The 17389-nt window shown below is 63.0% G+C and carries 14 protein-coding genes and 2 pseudogenes; 7 read left to right on the forward strand and 9 right to left on the reverse strand.

What is annotated here, in order from left to right:
* Positions 1–132: 132 nt before the first annotated feature.
* Complete coding sequence (locus tag ACROSR_RS13710) at positions 133–549, reverse strand: hypothetical protein (protein WP_432685989.1); 417 nt, start codon at positions 547–549, stop codon at positions 133–135.
* Positions 550–551: 2 nt separating this feature from the next.
* Complete coding sequence (locus ACROSR_RS13715; protein ID WP_432685991.1) at positions 552–761, reverse strand: hypothetical protein; 210 nt, start codon at positions 759–761, stop codon at positions 552–554.
* 75 nt (positions 762–836) lie between these two features.
* Between ACROSR_RS13715 and ACROSR_RS13720 the strand changes: the two are divergent.
* A pseudogene (locus tag ACROSR_RS13720) lies at positions 837–1862 on the forward strand (integrase catalytic domain-containing protein); the annotation flags it as partial.
* Between the two features lie 315 nt (positions 1863–2177).
* On the opposite strand, the gene tnpA reads toward ACROSR_RS13720, so the two are convergent.
* A complete protein-coding gene (gene tnpA, locus ACROSR_RS13725; protein WP_432685993.1) occupies positions 2178–2642 on the reverse strand; it encodes an IS200/IS605 family transposase in 465 nt (154 codons plus the stop codon).
* A 36-nt stretch (positions 2643–2678) separates the two neighbouring features.
* Between tnpA and ACROSR_RS13730 the strand changes: the two genes are divergently transcribed.
* Positions 2679–3926: an RNA-guided endonuclease InsQ/TnpB family protein gene (locus ACROSR_RS13730; RefSeq protein WP_432685995.1), complete on the forward strand. Its 1248-nt coding sequence runs from the start codon at positions 2679–2681 to the stop codon at positions 3924–3926.
* Here the strand turns inward: ACROSR_RS13730 and ACROSR_RS13735 are convergent.
* From ACROSR_RS13735 to ACROSR_RS13750, 4 genes are all read right to left on the reverse strand, one after another.
* Complete coding sequence (locus ACROSR_RS13735; protein WP_432685997.1) at positions 3923–5356, reverse strand: hypothetical protein; 1434 nt, start codon at positions 5354–5356, stop codon at positions 3923–3925. The two genes, ACROSR_RS13730 and ACROSR_RS13735, sit on opposite strands and share 4 nt — an antisense overlap.
* Positions 5357–5366: 10 nt before the next feature.
* Positions 5367–5972: a polysaccharide biosynthesis/export family protein gene (locus ACROSR_RS13740; RefSeq protein ID WP_432685998.1), complete on the reverse strand. Its 606-nt coding sequence runs from the start codon at positions 5970–5972 to the stop codon at positions 5367–5369.
* 143 nt (positions 5973–6115) lie between these two features.
* Positions 6116–8572: a tetratricopeptide repeat protein gene (locus ACROSR_RS13745; RefSeq protein ID WP_432685999.1), complete on the reverse strand. Its 2457-nt coding sequence runs from the start codon at positions 8570–8572 to the stop codon at positions 6116–6118.
* 132 nt (positions 8573–8704) lie between these two features.
* On the reverse strand, positions 8705–9385 hold the full coding sequence (locus tag ACROSR_RS13750) for a sugar transferase (protein WP_432686000.1): 681 nt from the start codon (positions 9383–9385) through the stop codon (positions 8705–8707).
* Between the two features lie 582 nt (positions 9386–9967).
* Here ACROSR_RS13750 and ACROSR_RS13755 point away from each other — a divergent pair.
* The 4 genes from ACROSR_RS13755 to ACROSR_RS13770 all read left to right on the forward strand — a co-directional run bounded on the left by ACROSR_RS13755 (position 9968) and on the right by ACROSR_RS13770 (position 14217).
* Positions 9968–10825 (forward strand): ExeA family protein, encoded by an 858-nt coding sequence (locus ACROSR_RS13755; protein WP_432686001.1) that lies wholly within the window; start codon positions 9968–9970, stop codon positions 10823–10825.
* Positions 10822–12384, forward strand: a complete 1563-nt coding sequence (locus ACROSR_RS13760) for a GumC family protein (RefSeq protein WP_432686002.1) — start codon at positions 10822–10824, stop codon at positions 12382–12384. Before ACROSR_RS13755 ends, ACROSR_RS13760 begins: the two co-directional genes overlap by 4 nt.
* Before the next feature lie 132 nt (positions 12385–12516).
* Positions 12517–13335: a CpsD/CapB family tyrosine-protein kinase gene (locus tag ACROSR_RS13765; RefSeq protein WP_432686003.1), complete on the forward strand. Its 819-nt coding sequence runs from the start codon at positions 12517–12519 to the stop codon at positions 13333–13335.
* 21 nt (positions 13336–13356) lie between these two features.
* Complete coding sequence (locus tag ACROSR_RS13770) at positions 13357–14217, forward strand: glycosyltransferase family 2 protein (RefSeq protein ID WP_432686005.1); 861 nt, start codon at positions 13357–13359, stop codon at positions 14215–14217.
* A gap of 68 nt (positions 14218–14285) precedes the next feature.
* Here the strand turns inward: ACROSR_RS13770 and ACROSR_RS13775 are convergent, their stop codons facing one another.
* Positions 14286–15122 carry a VPLPA-CTERM sorting domain-containing protein gene (locus ACROSR_RS13775; protein WP_432686007.1) on the reverse strand — a complete coding sequence of 279 codons (837 nt, stop codon included), beginning with the start codon at positions 15120–15122 and terminating at the stop codon, positions 14286–14288.
* A gap of 438 nt (positions 15123–15560) precedes the next feature.
* Here ACROSR_RS13775 and ACROSR_RS13780 point away from each other — a divergent pair.
* Positions 15561–16346, forward strand: a pseudogene (locus tag ACROSR_RS13780) (IS91 family transposase); the annotation flags it as partial.
* A gap of 89 nt (positions 16347–16435) precedes the next feature.
* Here the strand turns inward: ACROSR_RS13780 and ACROSR_RS13785 are convergent.
* A protein-coding gene (locus tag ACROSR_RS13785; protein WP_432686008.1) for an IS5 family transposase occupies positions 16436–17204 on the reverse strand; the annotation gives its coding sequence in 2 pieces (ribosomal slippage) (positions 16436–16883 and positions 16882–17204; 771 coding nt in all).
* Positions 17205–17389 lie beyond the last annotated feature (185 nt).

Raw genomic sequence — 17389 nt, forward strand, 5'->3', positions numbered from 1 at the left:
GCGTTCGCTCGCCGGGCAATGCCGTGATCCTCGCGCTGGCGACGCACACAAGCCTCAAGGGTGCGACGATCTGCTTGGGACAGAAAACCGGGACGTATCATGGCCCCACATGAATCGCATGGCCTGCCAGCGTCAACTCAAAATCCGGGTTCCCGAGGACTCGCGGTATAACGCCTTTGCTGCCTCGGTCATTGTCAGCCATTCGCCATCTTTTTCAGCGGATCGGTAGACGTGGATGCCACGGACGCGCCGAACGGATGCGACGCGGTGCGCGGTCCAGGTTTTGCCTTGCCCGGTTGGCAAGCCCATCCGATTGAGCGACGCGGCGATATGCTCGTCAGACCAACGGCCCGCCATGCTGCGCATCACAGCCAACGCATCATCATTTGTCGCACACCCATGTTCCCCGGCTCGGGGCTTGCGCACGCGTAGCTCCGAGTGCTGGCCGCCCCGCCAGTGGGTCGTGAGGACGACGTCACGAACTGCATCGTCGACATCAACGATGATGTCGGCAATCAATGTGCGCAGCAACTGCTGACGCGCACGCATCTTCACATCAGGAGTATCCAGGCTGCCGACAGATTTTCGGCCATGTTGGCAAAAGCGGATGGGTCAACTTCGATGGTGGATGCGGTATCAGCCGGTTGGCGTGCTTCCAGATCCTGCACACGGCGCAACGCGATTTCCCAGTTCTTCTCCAGCTGGGCGGTGATCAGACGGTTGTAGCGCGACAAACTGGATAAGAAGACGCATTGCCGCACCAGAATTGTTCCCCAAAATAGTGCTGTTGCATCATTAGAAACGTTCCCGAGAGAGTTTCACTCAAGGGGACAGACATGAGGCGGATCAGCATGGGAACGATAGACGAACTTCTGGAGGCTTTGGCGGTGCGATACCGTGCCGCGACCCGGGCCGAAAAAGGTCGGATTCTGACGGAGTTCGCGGAGATCTCCGGATATCACCGCAAGCATGCAGAACGGCTGCTGCGACGTGACCATGTCGTGGACCGGTCGCGGTCCAGACCGGAACGCCGCATTTATGACGACGCGGTGCGCGAGGCGCTGGTCGTGCTCTGGGAAGCGGGTGACCGGATCTGCGGAAAGCGGCTGAAGCCACTCATCCCGTTGCTGATCCCGGCGATGGAGCGACATGGCCATCTTGCGCTGGACGAAACGGTGCGCCTGCGTCTGCTCGAGATCAGCGCAGCGACGAGTGACCGGATGCTCGCCCCGGCCCGGGCAGGCGCGTCAGGCGGAAGGCGACGGCGCAATGCCCACTCCTCGGCGGTGCGGCGCAGCGTGCCGGTCCGCACATTTGCGGATTGGAACGACCCCGCGCCCGGATACATGGAAGCGGATCTCGTGGCGCATAGCGGCCCGTCGGCAAGCGGGAGTTTCGTGCAGACGCTGACGTTGACCGATGTGGCGACAGGATGGACGGAATGTGCGCCTCTTCTGTTTCGCGAACAGGGCCTGCTGAGCGAAGTGATGACCGCGCTGCGCCCGGCGCTGCCATTTCCGTTGCTAGGCCTCGACACGGACAATGACAGCGTCTTCATGAACGAGACGATCAGGGACTGGTGCGAAGCTGCGCAGGTCGCGTTCACTCGCTCGCCCCCCTATCGCAAGAATGATCAGGCCCATGTCGAACAAAAGAACGGGGCGGTGGTGCGGCGGATGGTGGGCTATCGCAGATACGCCGGCATTGCCGCGGCCACCGAACTGGCACACCTCTATCGCGATATGCGGCTCTACGTGAACTTCTTCCAGCCCTCTTTCAAGCTGATGGAAAAGGCCCGCGACGGGGCCCGGGTGACGAAGCGCTATCACTCGCCGCTGACACCGTTCCAGCGAGTGCAGGCCCATCCCGCCGTCGCGCAGGAAGCCAAGGATGTGGATCGCCAGTATGTCTTGGTCCGCGCAGGCGGCCTGCGTGCGCGCAAAGGCCGATCCAATCATCTCGCTCAGGCTCACCGATGCGTTGCGCAGGAACCGGGTGAAGCGGATCTCGCCCGCTCGATCACCGCCGAGCCGACGCACCCGAGCGCCGCGTGCCCCATGCGAAACAAGCCGACCCAGTAAATCGGCTCCCCTGTTTCGAGGCGCCGATCCCCGAACCGACCCAAACTCAATCCATGATCTCCTCCATCTTTCTGAAAGAAAATAAGACCAAGTCACTCAGCGTAAGCGAGATGTGTGAATGTCATAGCCTTCAGGGAGGGGAGGAACGCGAGAGCGGCCCTTGGCCGCTTCCCGCTGTGATTTGACGTAATCAGCGATAACGGAGAGAGGCGCACCGCCGCAGCTGGCGGCGAAATAGGAGGGCGACCACAGGGCGCCCTTGTGGTAACGCCCGGTGATTTCGGGTCGGTGCTCGCGCAAGAGGCGGCTGGACACGCCCTTGAGGCTGTTGACCAGCCGGGACAGGGGGACCTTTGGCGGATAATGCACCAGCAGATGAACGTGATCGTCCTCGCCATCGCACTCTGTCAGTTCCGCCTCGAAGTCTCGGCAGACCTTGGCGAAGATGCCTTGCAGGTCATGAATCGCTGGTTCGGACAGCACGTCACGACGGTATTTCGTGACAAAGACCAAATGGACATGAAGCATGTGAACGACATGTCTTCCTGTTCTATAATCCATGCTTGTCTGCGTCAGACCAACTGATAAAATCTTTACATGATTTCTCGCGGCCATGTCTACAAGCTGAAACCCACGCCTGCGCAGTCGAATTTGTTCGCGCAGTTCGCAGGGGTGTGTCGTTTGATCTACAATCTGGCCCTTGAGCAACGGCGCGACCATTACCGCGCTTATCGTCGAGCCACCGGCCACGGCATCAGCTATCCGGCGCAAGCCCGTGAACTGACACAGTTGCGCCGGGACCATGACTGGATCGCGGCGGTCCATGTCACGCCTCAGCAGCAGGCCCTGCGCGATCTCGACCGGGCATATCAAAACTGGTTCAAGGGCCTCGCCCGCTACCCGTCTCCACGAAAGCGCGGGCGCAACGATACGTTTCGCTTTCAGGGCCGGGAGATCGAGACTCGCCGACTGAACGGTAAATGGTCTGAGGTCCGCCTGCCGAAGATAGGATGGGTGAAGTTCCGCGACACCCGCCCGCTGCGCGGTAAGATCAACAACGTCACGATCAGCCTTGCATCGAACGGCTGGCATGTCGCGTTCAGCCTTGCGATTGAGCACGAAGCCTTGGCGAATATCGCGCCTGCCGTCGGGATCGATCGGGGCGTGGCCAACACGCTCTCGCTGTCTACTGGGGAACATATGTCGATTCCGGCATCCCTTGCCGATCTGGATCGCAAGCAGCGCAGGGCGCAGCGCGTCCTGTCCCGGCGCAAGCGTGGGTCGAGACGCTACGCCAAGGCCAGACGGCGTGTGGCTGCCCTGTCGGCCCGCCGCGCCCGTATTCGGCGCGACTGGCATCATCGTGCCAGTCTCGATCTGTCGCGGCGCTTTGGCACGGTCGTGATCGAAGACCTGAACACCCGGAACATGACCGGTTCCGCCCGTGGGACGCTGGAAGAGCCGGGGCGTAATGTCCGGCAGAAATCCGGGTTGAACAGGGCGATCCTGGGTCAAGGCTGGCATATCTTTGAAACACTGCTGGTCTACAAGCTGGAAGAACGGGGTGGAGCGCTTTTGAAAGTGCCCGCCCACTACACCTCGCGCACATGCTCCGTGTGTGGCGCAGTGGACAGCCGGAGTCGCAAGAACCAAGCGAGCTTCGTCTGCACCACCTGCGGCCATCGAGACCACGCGGACAGCAATGCGGCCAAGGTAATCCTGCGTCGGAACACGGCGTCTATGCTCGTGGAGGAAGAGCATCGGCTCTCCGTTGAAACGAGAACTATCGGTGAGGCTGAGCGCCATACCGGAAATCTCCGGCCTTCAGGCCGGGGAAGATGTTAAGGGCGTACCGAGAAGCTCCGCTGCAGCGTCAGGAACACCCGGTTGGAGGTTGCCTCTCCGACGCTGTCCTCGTCGCGGATCCGGTATTCATATCCGGTCGAGAGCTGCCAGTCGCGGGTCAGGTCCCGGCGATAGGTGGCGCGCAGATCGGCGCGGATTGTGTCGTTCACCTGCGGGCCGCCGCCGGCGCGGGCCAGCTCGGCGAAATTGGCCGAGACCCCGATGCCGGAGAGGGAATTGATCTCGTAATCGTAACCGACCGAGGCGCGCGTGGTGCGCAGCTCGTTCGAGCGGTCGCTGGTCGTGACCTGCCGCTCGATCGAGGCGGTCAGCGTGCTGCGCAGTATCTCATGGGTGAAATCAAGGCTACCCACCGGGCGGATCGTGTCTGACACGTCGCTGGTCGCCCCGAGGCTGAGCGCGATCGCGCCACGCGGAAGGGGCAGGGTGCGGTTGAAGAGCAGGGTGGCGGTGCGACCGTTCTCGCTGCGGTCGAGGTTGAATGTCGTGCCGATCGTGCCGCGAGTCAGTTCGCGGGTCAGCCCGATGCGCCCGATCACCCCCTCCTCAGTGTCGAACCGGCGGAGACCGCTGAGGGTCTCGTCGGTCTCGATCCGCTGGAACCCCAGCGACAGGTCGAGCGTGTCCACCTGCGACAGCGCCTGGGTCAGGCCAAGATTGACGCTGCTGGTCTGCCGGTCGGTTCGCGAGTCATCTTCAGCGCTGTAATCCCTGTAATTCAGCACCACGCGCGCCTCGGTGATCGGGCTGAGGGTGAAGCGGGTCGTCCCCGACAGGCTGAGGGTCTCGCTGTCGAACAGATCGGGATCCGTGGTATTTTCATAGCCGCGGTCGCGGTAGCGCGCCGTCAGTATCACCCCCAGCAGGTCGTTGAGCCCGGTCTCGAGCCGGAACTGCGCCCCGATCTCTTGCTGGTCGCCCCGGTCTTGGGTGAAATCGGTCTCGTCCAGCGGGTCCTCTTCGAAGAGCGGGTCGTCTTCAGACAGGCGGCCTCGATCGAACGGATCGCGCGCCTCCACCGACGAGAAGCTGTAATTGGCCCCGAAGTTGAGCGTGCTGTTCACGCCTTGGCGCTGATAGCCAAGCCGCGCGTTGCGGTTGTCGAACGTGTTGCTGCTGGTCGGCGGCTCGACGGCGCGCAGGACCCCGCTCAGATCGAGGCTCAGCGTGTCATTGGGCCGCCGGTTGCGATAGCCGAAGGACAGCCGGTTGTCGAACAGATCGGCGCTGTCGCCGCCGCCGGGGCGCAGATCGTAATTGTCGGTGGCGCTGAGGGTGGAGCTGATCCCGAAGGTCAGCACCGGGCCGCCCGCCTCGGGGCCGTCGCCCTGCTGCGCCAGCACGGGCACAGCCCCCAAGGCCAGCACGGACAGGGCACCGGTGCCGATCAGGGCATATGTGCGTCTCACGTATTCCGCCTTATTCGAACAGGCGCCGCTCCGGGACGACGATCACGTCGCCCGGGGCCAGCACCGTCGTTCCGCTTATGCTGTTGTCACCGCCCATGCTGTTATAGTTGAAGCGGTAGACACGTTCCTGGCCGGTTTGCGGATCGATGCGGCGGAGCTGGATGCGCTTGCGGGCGGCAAAGCGCGACAGACCCCCCGCCTCGGCGAGGAATTGCAGCAGCGTGGTACCGGTCTCGACCTCGCGCAGGCCGGGCTGGTTCGCCTCGCCGATGATATAGACCTTCATCAGATCGACCGCCGTGTCGCGCTCTTCGCCTTCGGGGGCGAGAGAGGCCACCGATACGAGGACCGTCGGCTCGATCGCGAAATCGCCGGCCAGTCTCTGCGTGATGGTGTTCGCCACACCATCGACGGTGCGCCCGCCGGCCTGCAATGTGCCGGCCAGCGGAAAGCTGATCGATCCGTCTGGCAGAACCAGGACATTGCGCCCCAGTTCGGGGTCTTCGAGGACCTCGATCTGCAACGTGTCACCGGGCTGGATGCTGTAGCTGCTCTGCGCGGTGGCCGTCCCGGCCAGCCCCGCCATGACAAAAAGCGCTGCCAGAAATCTGATCATCTTGGTTCTCTGCCCCCGTATGGATTTTTATCCGGATCCTATGGCTCTTGTGCTAGGACATTTGACCAGATCGCGAAACATGCGAATGCAACAAATCCCGGGGCTGCGGCGGATTTGCAGCAGCGTCCCGGGGGCAAGCGGTGTCAGTTTCCCGCGTCGCTGTCCTCTGGATCGGCGCCTGACGGGGCGTCGAGCCGCGTGATCGCCGCCTCGACCTCGGGCATGAAGTCGGGGCCGGGGGCGTCGCCGACGATCTCGACCACGCGGCGGAACCGTTCCAACGCCTGTGCGTCGCGTCCCATTTCGTCATAGGTGCGCGCCAGATGATATTGCACCGTGGGGTCCGATGGCAGCCCCTGCGCGGCGGCTTCCAGCGCCGTGACAGCTGAATCAAGATCGCCGCGGCGGAAGGCGATCCAGCCATAGGTGTCCTGGAAGGCCGGCACGTCGCGCCCGCGCAGGCGACGTGCGATCTGATGCGCGCGTTCGAGGTCCTGCGCATCCTCGCGCCCGGTCGCCAGCAGGCTGGCCAAGTTGTTGGCGATGATCAGGTTGTCGGTGTTGGTCTCGTAGAGCCGATCGTAGATCGCGATCGCGCCCTCGATATCGCCCTCGCGCTCCAGCAGGCCGGCCAGCACCCAGTTGAGCCGCAGATCGTCGGGCACGGCTTCGATTCCGTCGCGCAGCACCTGGCGGGCTTCGGCATCGTTTTCCTGCACCGCGTGGATGTTGTAAAGTGCCAGCCAGAAACGCGGGTCCCGAGGCTCTGCCTCGATCAGCTCGCGAAACGCCGTCTGGGCGGCCTCGACCCGGCCCGTCACCGCCTGCACTGAGGCCATCAGGAAGCGCGCATTCAGGTCGTCGGGATTGGCGGCGAGGGTTTCGCGCGCATATTGCAGCGCGCCCTCTGCGTCGCCCTGCGCCAGGCGGGTGCGCACGATCGTCGCTGCCGCCCCGAGGCCGCGCGACCCTTCGCTGGCCAGCGTGTCGAGAAAGCTCAGAAGCTCGTCTTCGCGGTCCTGCGCGGCGAGCTGACGCGCGGTCAGCTCGTTGGCGATCCGTTCGGCCCGGTCGCCGTCCTGACGGCGCAGCGCCTCAATCACCTGGGTCAGGCGGGGCCAGTCCTGCTGGGTCATGTAGACATCGCCCAGGGCGTCCAGCAGGCCAACATGGCCCGACGCCAGGCGCAGCGCGTTGACCAGTATGGATTCGGCGCTGCGCATGTTCTCCTGGGACATCAGGTGCCGGGCATAGCGCAGGGTTTCCTCGGGTGCGTTGCCCGAGGCATCGACCGCGCGGCTCAGCATGTCGGCCATCAGGTCGCGATTGCCCGCGCGTTCATGCGCCTGCGCCATCAGGGTCATCGCCTCGGCATCGTTGGGGGTCTCGCCAAGTGCCGCGCGCAGGGCGACGATCGCCTCGTCGATGCGATCGCTGTCGATCAGCCAGCCGGCCCGCAGCTTGAGCGCCTCGGGGTTCTGCCCGTCCGCTTCGAGCACCTCCTCGACCAGCGCGCGCGCACCCACATTGTTGCCCGTGGTGTCCAGCATCCGGGCCAGCATCGTCATGATGCTGCGCCGCTCGTTCGAGGGCTCCATGCCGTCGATCAGCTCTTCCATTTCGGCGATGGCCTGGTCGCGGTCGCCCAGATCGAAGCGCAACCCGGCCCGCAGCGCGACCAGCCGCTCGGCCTCGGGCGGATCGCTTTCAAGGATGCGCTCGATCGCGTCCAGCGCGGTCTCACGGTCGCGGACCTCGGTGAGAAAGCGGATATAGGTGGTGATGTCCCCGATATCAGCCGGGGTCTGCTCGGCCCGCGCCCTGAGGAAGTCCTGCGCGGCCTCGGTATTGCCCTGCGACAGGTACCAGCGCACCAGGATGTTGGGCACGTTCGGGTCATCGGGGAACCGCGCGATCATGTCCTCGAGCTGCGCGCGGATCTTGCGCGTCTCGCCCAGCTGGTTGAGCACGCCAAGACGGATCGTGTAAAGCTGCCGGTCGTCGGGATCCTGAGCCAGCGCGGCGTCGATCGCCGACAGGGCCGCGGTCCAGTCCTGATCGCGGATGAGATCGTCGATCACCACCTGGCGCGCGATCATCAGGTCGGGATTGTCCTCGACCAGCGTCCGCGCCTTGCTCACCGCCTCGCGCCGGGCCTCGGCATCGCCGCCGCCCGACAGCGCGTCGCGGTAGGCGACGGTCGCGTTGACGGCTCGCACCACCGGGTCGTCGGGTGCAAGCTCTGCTGCAGCAGCACCGTGGCGGCGCGCCGAGTCCCAGTCGTTGACCCGCAGCGCCAGCTCGGCCATGGCGCGCTGGCCCGGCAGACTGTCGGGATATTGCTCCACCAGTCGGCCATACTGGCTGTACGCCTCGCGGATATTGCCACGCTCGCGCACCGCCTCGGCATAGCGCAGCCGCGCCTCGCGATGCTGCCCGTCGAGCTGGAAGACATTGCGGAATTCGACCAGGGCGCGGTCCACGTCGCCCTCTTCCAGCAATTCGAGCCCGGATTGATAATGCTGCTCGGCCCGTTCTTCGGCCGTGTCGCAAAAGGACAGAAGGCCCGCGGTGGCAAGCGCCAGAAAGGTCGTTTTCATCGTGTCAGTCGTCCTGCATGTTCACGCGCGCCTAATCGGCCCGCGCCTGTCGTGGAATCTACCGTGTCAGTCTAGCACGATATGGTCCGGATCGGGACGGGAAACATTCCCGTCCTTAACGCAAGGGACGGTTCAGTATCCGGTGCCGCGCAGGACCACCATCATCGTCCGGAAGAGGATGGCGACATCGCCGGTCAGCGACAGGGTGGCCAGGTAGCGGCTGTCGTACCCGGCCCGCGCGGCGAAGCTGGACTCGTTACGGTCCGAGATCTGCCAGGGGCCGGTGATGCCGGGGCGCAGGTCGAAATAGGCGGTGCCCGGATAAAGCTTTTCCTGGTCGATCATCATCGGCCGCGGCCCGACCAGCGACATGTCGCCCGTCAGCACGTTCCACAATTGCGGCAATTCGTCGAGCGAGCATTTGCGCAGGACCCGGCCCACGCGCGTGATGCGCGGATCGCATTTGAGTTTCTGGGTCTCGTCCCACTCGCGGCGCCCCTCGGGGCAGGCGTCGAGATGGCGCTCCAGCAGGGCGTCGGCCCCCGGCACCATGGTCCGGATCTTGAGCATGCGAAAGACGCGGCCGTCTAGCCCGATACGCCCTTGGCGATAGATCGGGTTATGCCCGTCAAGCGCGGCCAGCGCCATCAACACCAGGATGACCGGCAGCGTGATCGGCAGGGTCGCCACGACCAGCATGATATCAAGGACGCGCTTGGCACCGTTGCGATAGAGGGCGGGGCGCCGAGACGCCTGCCTGCGCTTGGCCACATCGCGCCGTGCCGAGGCCTCTGAATAATCCTGAAATGCCATTGCTGTATCCTCAGCTTTCCTAATCAACATCCAAAGTGCGTTTGCACAGTTACCTGACGTACGAAATGCGGATCAAGCCAAAGTTGCTTTCTTGGGTCGCGCATAACATACGGTCACCACCTCAATGCAAGAAACAATTACAAGTTCCCTCAAAACAAGATTTAATTTGACACGAAACGCAAGATTATCGCGGGCCCGCTTGAAATGCCTCATTTAAAGGTGTTTTTCTGGTGGCCTGATCAGGCCCGTTCGGGTCTTAAAACCGGAGTGTGGATGGCACGGCAACAAAGCCACGCGAAAGACAGGATCTTTTCCGGCCGTGTCGGCGCGATTCGCCTTGAAGGCGAGGGGCGCCGGGACGCGGGCGGGGGTCGAACAGGGCCGGTACGGGGCCGCCGTAGCCGCATCACGACCCCTGTGCCGCGTCACCAAAGCCGGGATTCTTCTGTTGCATAATCAACCTGTAACGGGCAAATGGCTTGCAGGCGGGACCGCGGATCCTGTCGGGAAATGCGTAGGCCATTTTCGTTTTCCGGGTGCCGGAGTGCAGGCCCGATTGCAGATTTCGTTTGAAAGACACCCATGAGACCGGAAACCCTTTACGCAGATCATTTCGGCCTCTCCGAGCGTCCGTTCACGCTGCTGCCGGATCCGGCATTTCTCTACTGGTCGAAGGCGCATCGCAACGCCTACACGATCCTCGATTACGGCATCTTCTCGCGCGCGCCGATCACCGTGATCACCGGTGAGATCGGCTCGGGCAAGACGACGCTGGTGCAGCACCTGCTGAAGAACACCGACGACACCATCACCGTCGGGCTGATCTCGAACGCGCAAGGCGGGCGCGGCGAGCTTCTGCAATGGGTGCTCAACGCGCTGTCGGTCGAGGTCTCGAACGAGGCCAGTTACGTGCAGAAGTTCCAGAAGCTGCAGGATTTACTGATCGCCGAGTATGCCGCCGAACGGCGCGTCGTGCTGATTTTCGACGAGGCGCAGAATCTGTCGGTCGAGGGTCTGGAAGAACTGCGCATGCTCACCAATATCAATGCCAACAAGGACGAGCTGATCCAGCTGATCCTGGTGGGGCAGCCGGAACTGCGCGACGTGATCCGCAGCCCCAAGATGAAGCAGCTGGCGCAGCGGGTGACGGCGAGCTTTCACATCCCGGCGATGGATGCCGAGACCGTGGCGCATTATATTCGGCACCGGCTATGTTCCGTGGGCGGGCGGGGGACTGAGTTCACCGAGGCCGCCTGCCGGATGGTGCATGCGCAGACCGAGGGCGTGCCACGGCTGGTCAACCAGCTTTGCGACATCGCCATGGTCTATGCCTGGAGCAACGACCAGACCTGCGTGACCGAAGAGACCCTGCAAAGCGTTCTGGATGACGGGCTGTTCTTCGCCACCACCGGACCCGCGCAAGAAAGCGACGCGAGATGAGCGAACTGAAATACTACTTCTCGATCTTCCTGAGGCGCCTGCATTACTTCCTGATGGTCGCGGTTGTGATATCGGCGGTCGCGGTGATCGCCGCCATCTCGCTGCCCCCGGCCTACGAATCCCAGACCCGACTTCTGGTGGAAGGGCCGTCGATCCCACGCGAACTGGCGGCCTCGACGGTGAATATCGGCTCCCGCGAGCAGCTCGAGATCATCGAACAGCGGCTGATGACCCGTGCCAACCTGCTCGACGTGGCGCGCAGCCAAAATGTCTTCGACAATATCGGCGGGATGAGCGCCGACGCGATCGTGGAGGGAATGCGGGCGCGCACCACCATCGAAGGTCCGGGCAGGCGGGACCCGTCGCCGATCCTGACCCTCACCTTTCAGGCGCGCCGCCCGGACATCTCCGCCGCGGTGCTCAGCGACTACCTGACCTTGATCGAGCAGCAGAATGCCGAGTTCCGCAGTGCGCGCGCCGGCAACACGCTGGAGTTCTTCCAGCAGGAGGTCGAACGGCTCGGTGCGGATCTGGACGCCCAGAGCGCCCGCATCCTGGAATTCAAGACCGAGAACTCGGAGTCGCTGCCCGAAAACCTTCAGCTTCGCCTGAATCAGCAGGCCTCCATGCAGGAAGAGATCCGCCGGATCGACCGCGACATCGCAGGGCTGCGCAACCAGTCCGAGCGTCTCGTGCAGATCTTCGAGGCCACGGGACAGGTAGAGTCCGGGGACGGGGGCAACCTGTCGCCCGACGAGCGGCGCCTGAGAGAGATGCGCGGGCAACTCGACGAGGCGTTGTCGCTCTATTCCGAGAGCAACCCGCAGGTGACAATGCTGCAGGCCCGGATCGATCGGCTGGAAGACCGCGTGGCGGCGCGCGCAGCCGAGCAAAGCGACACGCCCGAGGACGAGGCCGGAACGGATGAACCGACACGCGGATCGGCCACGCTCGAGTTGCAGCTCAACGAGATCGAGACCCGCATCTCGATGCTGCAGGAACAGCGTGCCGAGACCCGTGAGCGGCTGGACAACCTGAAGGAAACGCTTGAAAAAACGCCGGCTAACAGCGTCGCCCTCGACGAGTTGACGCGCAGCTATGCCAATATCGAGGAACAATACAACATGGCCGTCGACCGTCTCTCCCGGGCCAGCACCGGCGAGCGGATCGAATCGATGTCGCGCGGCGGGCGTATCTCGGTGATCGAGCCGCCCGCAACACCCAACCGACCTACCAAGCCGAACCGGGTGATGATCGCCGGGGGCGGCACCGCCTTCGGTCTCGTCGCCGGGCTGGCGCTGGTCGTGTTGATCGAACTGCTCAACGGCACGGCACGGCGGCCCGAGGACATCATCAAGCGGGTCGGGGTCCGCCCGCTGGCCACCATCCCCTACATGCACAGCCGCGGCGAGGTGGTCCGCAAACGCATGGTCAAGGGCATCGTCTACGTGACGATCCTTGTCGGTGTGCCCGCCGCGGTCTATGCGGTGCATGTCTTCTATCTGCCGCTCGACCTGCTGGCCGACAAGCTCATGAACCGGCTCGGGGTGCGCCTGTGACCGGTCGGTCCCACGCGGCCCTCCGGGAGTTCGGCATGGCCGTGACATGCCGAACCCTTTTGTCTTGCCGGGGTTTCGAACCGGAAACCTTCACCGGCCTTGTCCGGAATCGCCTTATCGGGAGCGCGTGACATGGAACGTATTCAGGAAGCACTGGCCAAGGCGCGGGCCGAACGCCAGCGGGGCAGCAGTTCGCGCGCCGATCATCCGGCCCCCGCCTCCCACAACCCGCAGGTCGAGGATGGCTGGCAGGCGCTGGCCCCCCTCAAGCGCGACATCGAGACGCTCAAGCGCAACCGGGTGGTCGCGGTCGAAAGCGGGCACGCGGCGGCACCCTACGACCTGTTGCGCACCAAGATCATGCACCAGGCCTTGACCAATGGCTGGCGCCGGGTGGCGATCGTCTCGCCCGATCCTGCCGCCGGCAAGACCACCACGCTCGCCAACCTCGCCTTCAGTTTCGAGCGTCAGCGCGACATGCGGGTGATGTGCGTCGATCTCGACCTGCGCCGCCCGAACCTGCACAAGGTGTTGGGGCAGACGATCGATCATACTATGGCCGATGTACTGGAAGGGCGGGTGCGCTTTGCCGAGCACGGGCTGCGCTTGGGCGAGCGCGTGGCCTTCGGTCTCAACCGCGGCCCCGCTTCGCGCCCGTCAGAGCTGTTGCTGAGCCGTGAGGCCCGCACCGCGCTGGACGCGATCGAGGAGGACTACGCGCCCGATCTGACATTCTTCGACATTTCGCCGCTCAATGTCAGCGACGACAACATCGCCTTCCTGCAGAATGTCGATTGCGCGCTGATCATCGCCGCCGCCGAGAAAACCCCGACCAACCAGATCGACCAGGCCGAGCGGCAGGTGGCAGAGCTGACCAACGTGATGGGGCTCGTGCTGAACAAGTGCCGCTATGTCAGCGAGGCCGACGGGTACAACTACCATTATCACTGACCGACGGACCCCGGACCGATCATGCCCGACATCGCGATCATCATCCCGCATTACAATGATGTGACGCGGCTGCATCGCTGTCTTGCGTCGCTGACCGAGAATGATCTAGTGGGCTGCGAAGTGCTGGTGGTCGATAACGGGTCGACGCAGCCGCTTGAGGATGTGCAAGCGGCCTTTCCCGCCATTCGCTTCGTCACCGAGCCTGAGAAGGGAGCAGCGGCCGCGCGCAATCGCGGCGTGGCCGAGACCGCCGCGCCCAGACTGATGTTCATCGATGCCGACTGCGTGCCCGCACCCGATTGGGTGACCGTGGGCCGCACGGTGATGGACCGTGCCGATCTAATTGGCGGGCGCGTCGAGGTATTCGATGAGACACCACCGCCTCGCAGCGGAGCCGAAGCATTCGAGGCGGTCTTCGCCTTCGATTTTCGTCATTACGTTGAAGTGCAGGGGTTTTCCGGCACCGGCAACCTGATCACACGGCGCGATGTGTTCGCGGATGTGGGCCCGTTTCGGGGCGGGATGTCAGAGGATCGCGACTGGTCATTTCGTGCCACCGCTAAGGGATATCGTCTGATTTACGAGGAACGACTGCGGGTTAGTCACCCGTCGCGGCAAGACTGGTCCATGCTTCGGGGCAAGTGGCGGCGGATCACGCAGGAGATGTTCGGCCAGACGGGGAGAGGGGCGGCGGCGCGGCTGAAATGGGCCCTCAAGGGGCTGATGATGCCCGCCAGCGCCCTCGTCCATCTGCCGAAGGTGCTGCGCAGTCCGCGCTTGTCGGGCTGGCGCGACCGGGCGCGCGCCGCGGCGACGCTGATTCGCCTGCGGCTGACGCGGATGGTCTGGATGCTGCGCCAGGCCGCGGGCCTCGGGATCTGAGCGGAAACGAAGAAGGGCCGCGCGGCGGCGTGGCCCTTCTTTTGCGTGCGGTGGGATGGCGTCCGGGATCAGCCGGCGCGCTTGCGCCGGCGCAGCGCGGCAAGCCCGCCGAGCCCCGCGATCATCAGCCAGCCGGCGGCCGGCAGTGGAACGGGCGCCACAGAGGCCGCATCTGTTAACTCAGCACCGCCGAGCACATCGGAAGAAATCCCACTTGTTTGAGTGCTCGACCCGGCGTCGAAATCGAGCGCGAAGATGCCACCCCCGCGTGAGACACCGAAGAGTTCGCCCAACTCGTCGAAAGCCAGGCCCACATAACGATTGAACCCTTTCTTCTCCGAAGTCCCGTCTGCATTAAACCTCTCCAGTACCTTGTTGTAGCTTGCAAACATAACGCTGGAGAAAGTGTCAAAGGCGATGTCGCCGAATATGCTGTTATCATCGGTTAAATCGTTTTGTGTCCCTACCACAGTCAGAGACTGGTCGAAGGTGATTTTATCGCCACCTCCGTTCACGACCGAAAAGCCGTCGGCATTGGCGTCGCCGGCAGCGAAGGCGCTGACGTTACCCGGTGAAAATGTACCAAGTTTAAAGTTCCCCGATGTCGTGTTTTTATCGAAGCTGTAAATGGTCTCATCATTGCCCGAGCTATTGAAAGTCGTTGCGTAGAACCTACCATCGAAGAATCCCAGCGAGTTGGGCGAGAAACCATTGTCTGGCCCTTCGAGAGGGTCGATCTTGTTAACTTCCGACGTGGCGCCCGTCTGCGTATTGGTGAGCAGCACTCGGCCATCATTCGTCAGAACGTGAATGGTCGATGCCGAAGCAGCCCCGGCCAGCCCCATCATCGTGACCCCGAGCGCCAGCGCACCCACGAAACTCATCATCTTGTCGTTATAGATCATCAAAAAGCACTCCTTTCGTTACTTAATTGGTACTTAATCACAATTCCATCACCTACGTAAAGCCACGATCAGCAGCTATCTAAACGATATTTGAATTTACAACCAAAGGATTTGAAATTACAACCATAGGGCTCCATGACGGTCGCTGTTCCTGCATCTCAGAGCGTGGTGGGAATGCTTATTGTTCGGCATTGGGAAACAACGTGGTGTGCGGGCCTGCGTGGACGCGAATCATTCCGCCCCCACGCCACCCGGTCCGTGCCATGAAAAACAGCCGCGCATGGCGCGGCCGTGTCCATGGATATGTGGGGCGGCCGAGATCAGGCGGCGCGCTCGCGGCGGTGCAGCGCGGCGAGCCCGTCGAGCTTCGCGATCATCAACCAGCCGGCGACCGGCAGCGGCACGGGGGTGGTGGTGACGAGGTTCTGTTTCTTCGGGGATCCCAAACATCTCGGTGCCGGGATCGGTCTCATCGCGGTGCTGCACAGCTGGGGTCAGACCCTGAGTTATTATCCACATCTCCATTGCATCGTTCCGGGCGGCGGCCCGTCACCCGATGGCACGCGCTGGATCGCCTGCCGCCCCAACTTCTTTCTACCGGTCCGGGTGCTATCTCGCCTGTTCCGTAGGCTGTTTCTTCAGGCGCTGCGCACTGCCTTTGAGGCCGGACAGCTACAGTTCTTCGGCGATATCGCCGAACTCGCCGACCCACAGGCCTTCGCCCTGCTTTTGACGTCAACCGGTCGTCAGGGCTGGGTGGTTTATGCCAAACCACCCTTCGGCGGGCCGGAACAGGTGCTGACCTATCTGAGCCGATATACCCATCGTGTCGCCATCGCCAATTCACGTCTGGTCAGCATAGCAGATGGCAAGGTAACGTTCCGCTGGCGTGACTATCGCTATGGTCCTCGGCCCAGGACGATGACCCGTGATGCCGGAGAGTTCATTCGGCGCTTTCTTCTTCATACCGTGCCGGACAGCTTTCACCGCATCCGCCATTACGGCTTCCTCGCCAACGGGCAGCGTGCTGCCCGCCTCACGGCGTGCAGAGCCTTGCTGGCCGCCGACCGGGCACCGGAAACCGAGATCCGTGCCAAACCCGCGATGAAGGCGGCACCCGCCGCGCGGCCATGCCCCTGTTGCGGTCGATCAATGGTCAGGCACCCCGTCTGGTATCACGGTCAAGCACCGCGCGAATGGCCATTCTGGAACAGCAGCTCATGATCGCCCACGACAGACAACAGGTACCCAATCGCGCAGGATTTGGCGATCCATGCCGCAGACCTCTGCCGCAGTTTTGCGGTCATAGCCTTCTAGGCAGCGGACTCGTAAAACTGGCACCATAGTCTGACGGCGGCGAGTTTGATCATGGCCATGAAGTTTCGAGACGTCTTTTCATACCTTGTCGCGATGCGCCGGAAGGAAGCTTTGAGGCGACCGAAGAAACGCTCGATCCGGTTGCGCTGCTTGTAAAGTTCGGCGTCGAAATCCTTCGGTATCTTGCGGTTGGCTTTGGACGGGATGACATCGGTGGCACCCTGCACCCAGATCATGTCCCTTATCCAGTCGGCATCATAGGCTTTGTCCGCCAGCACCGACTGGCCGGGCTGCAACCGGGCCAGCAGGTTCCGGCAAACCGGCGCGTCGTGATCCTGCCCGGGCGTGAGTTCAAACTCGAGCGGCAACCCGGTTCCGTTGACCAAGGCATGGATTTTCGTTGTCAGCCCGTCCCTTGAGCGGCCCATGCAGCGGCGCGCGTCTTTTTTTAAGCGTGGCTGCCGAGTGGTGGACCCGCACGCTGGTCCCATCCACCATGACGAGATCGACGTTATGCGCATCGGCTACGGCCTCCATTACCGTGTCCCAGATGCCTGCCTTCGACCACCTGTTGAAGCGGTTATACACCGTCGTGTAAGGGCCATATTGTGACGGAAGATCTCGCCACGGACAGCCCACCCGCAGCGCGTAGAAGATGCCGTTGATCACCCTGCGGTCATCGACACGCGGCACGCCACGGGACTTGTTGGGCAGAACACATTTGATGAATTCCCATTCAAGGTCGCTCATATCCGATCGGGACATTTCTCGGCTCCATGCTGCTTACACGCCGAAAGTGAATCACAAGCCGTTGAAAAAATGAAGATATTTATGGGTACGCTGCCTAGAACCATCGCAATCGACAACATCCAAAGCGCCGCTTTCGCATCCTTGCATTTCGCCGCGACCGCGCGAAGCTCGCCCGCCGTCCGGTCCTTTCGTGTGATTGT

Origin of the sequence: Roseovarius tibetensis (assembly GCF_050896375.1) — a bacterium.
GTDB classification, from domain to species: domain Bacteria; phylum Pseudomonadota; class Alphaproteobacteria; order Rhodobacterales; family Rhodobacteraceae; genus Roseovarius; species Roseovarius tibetensis.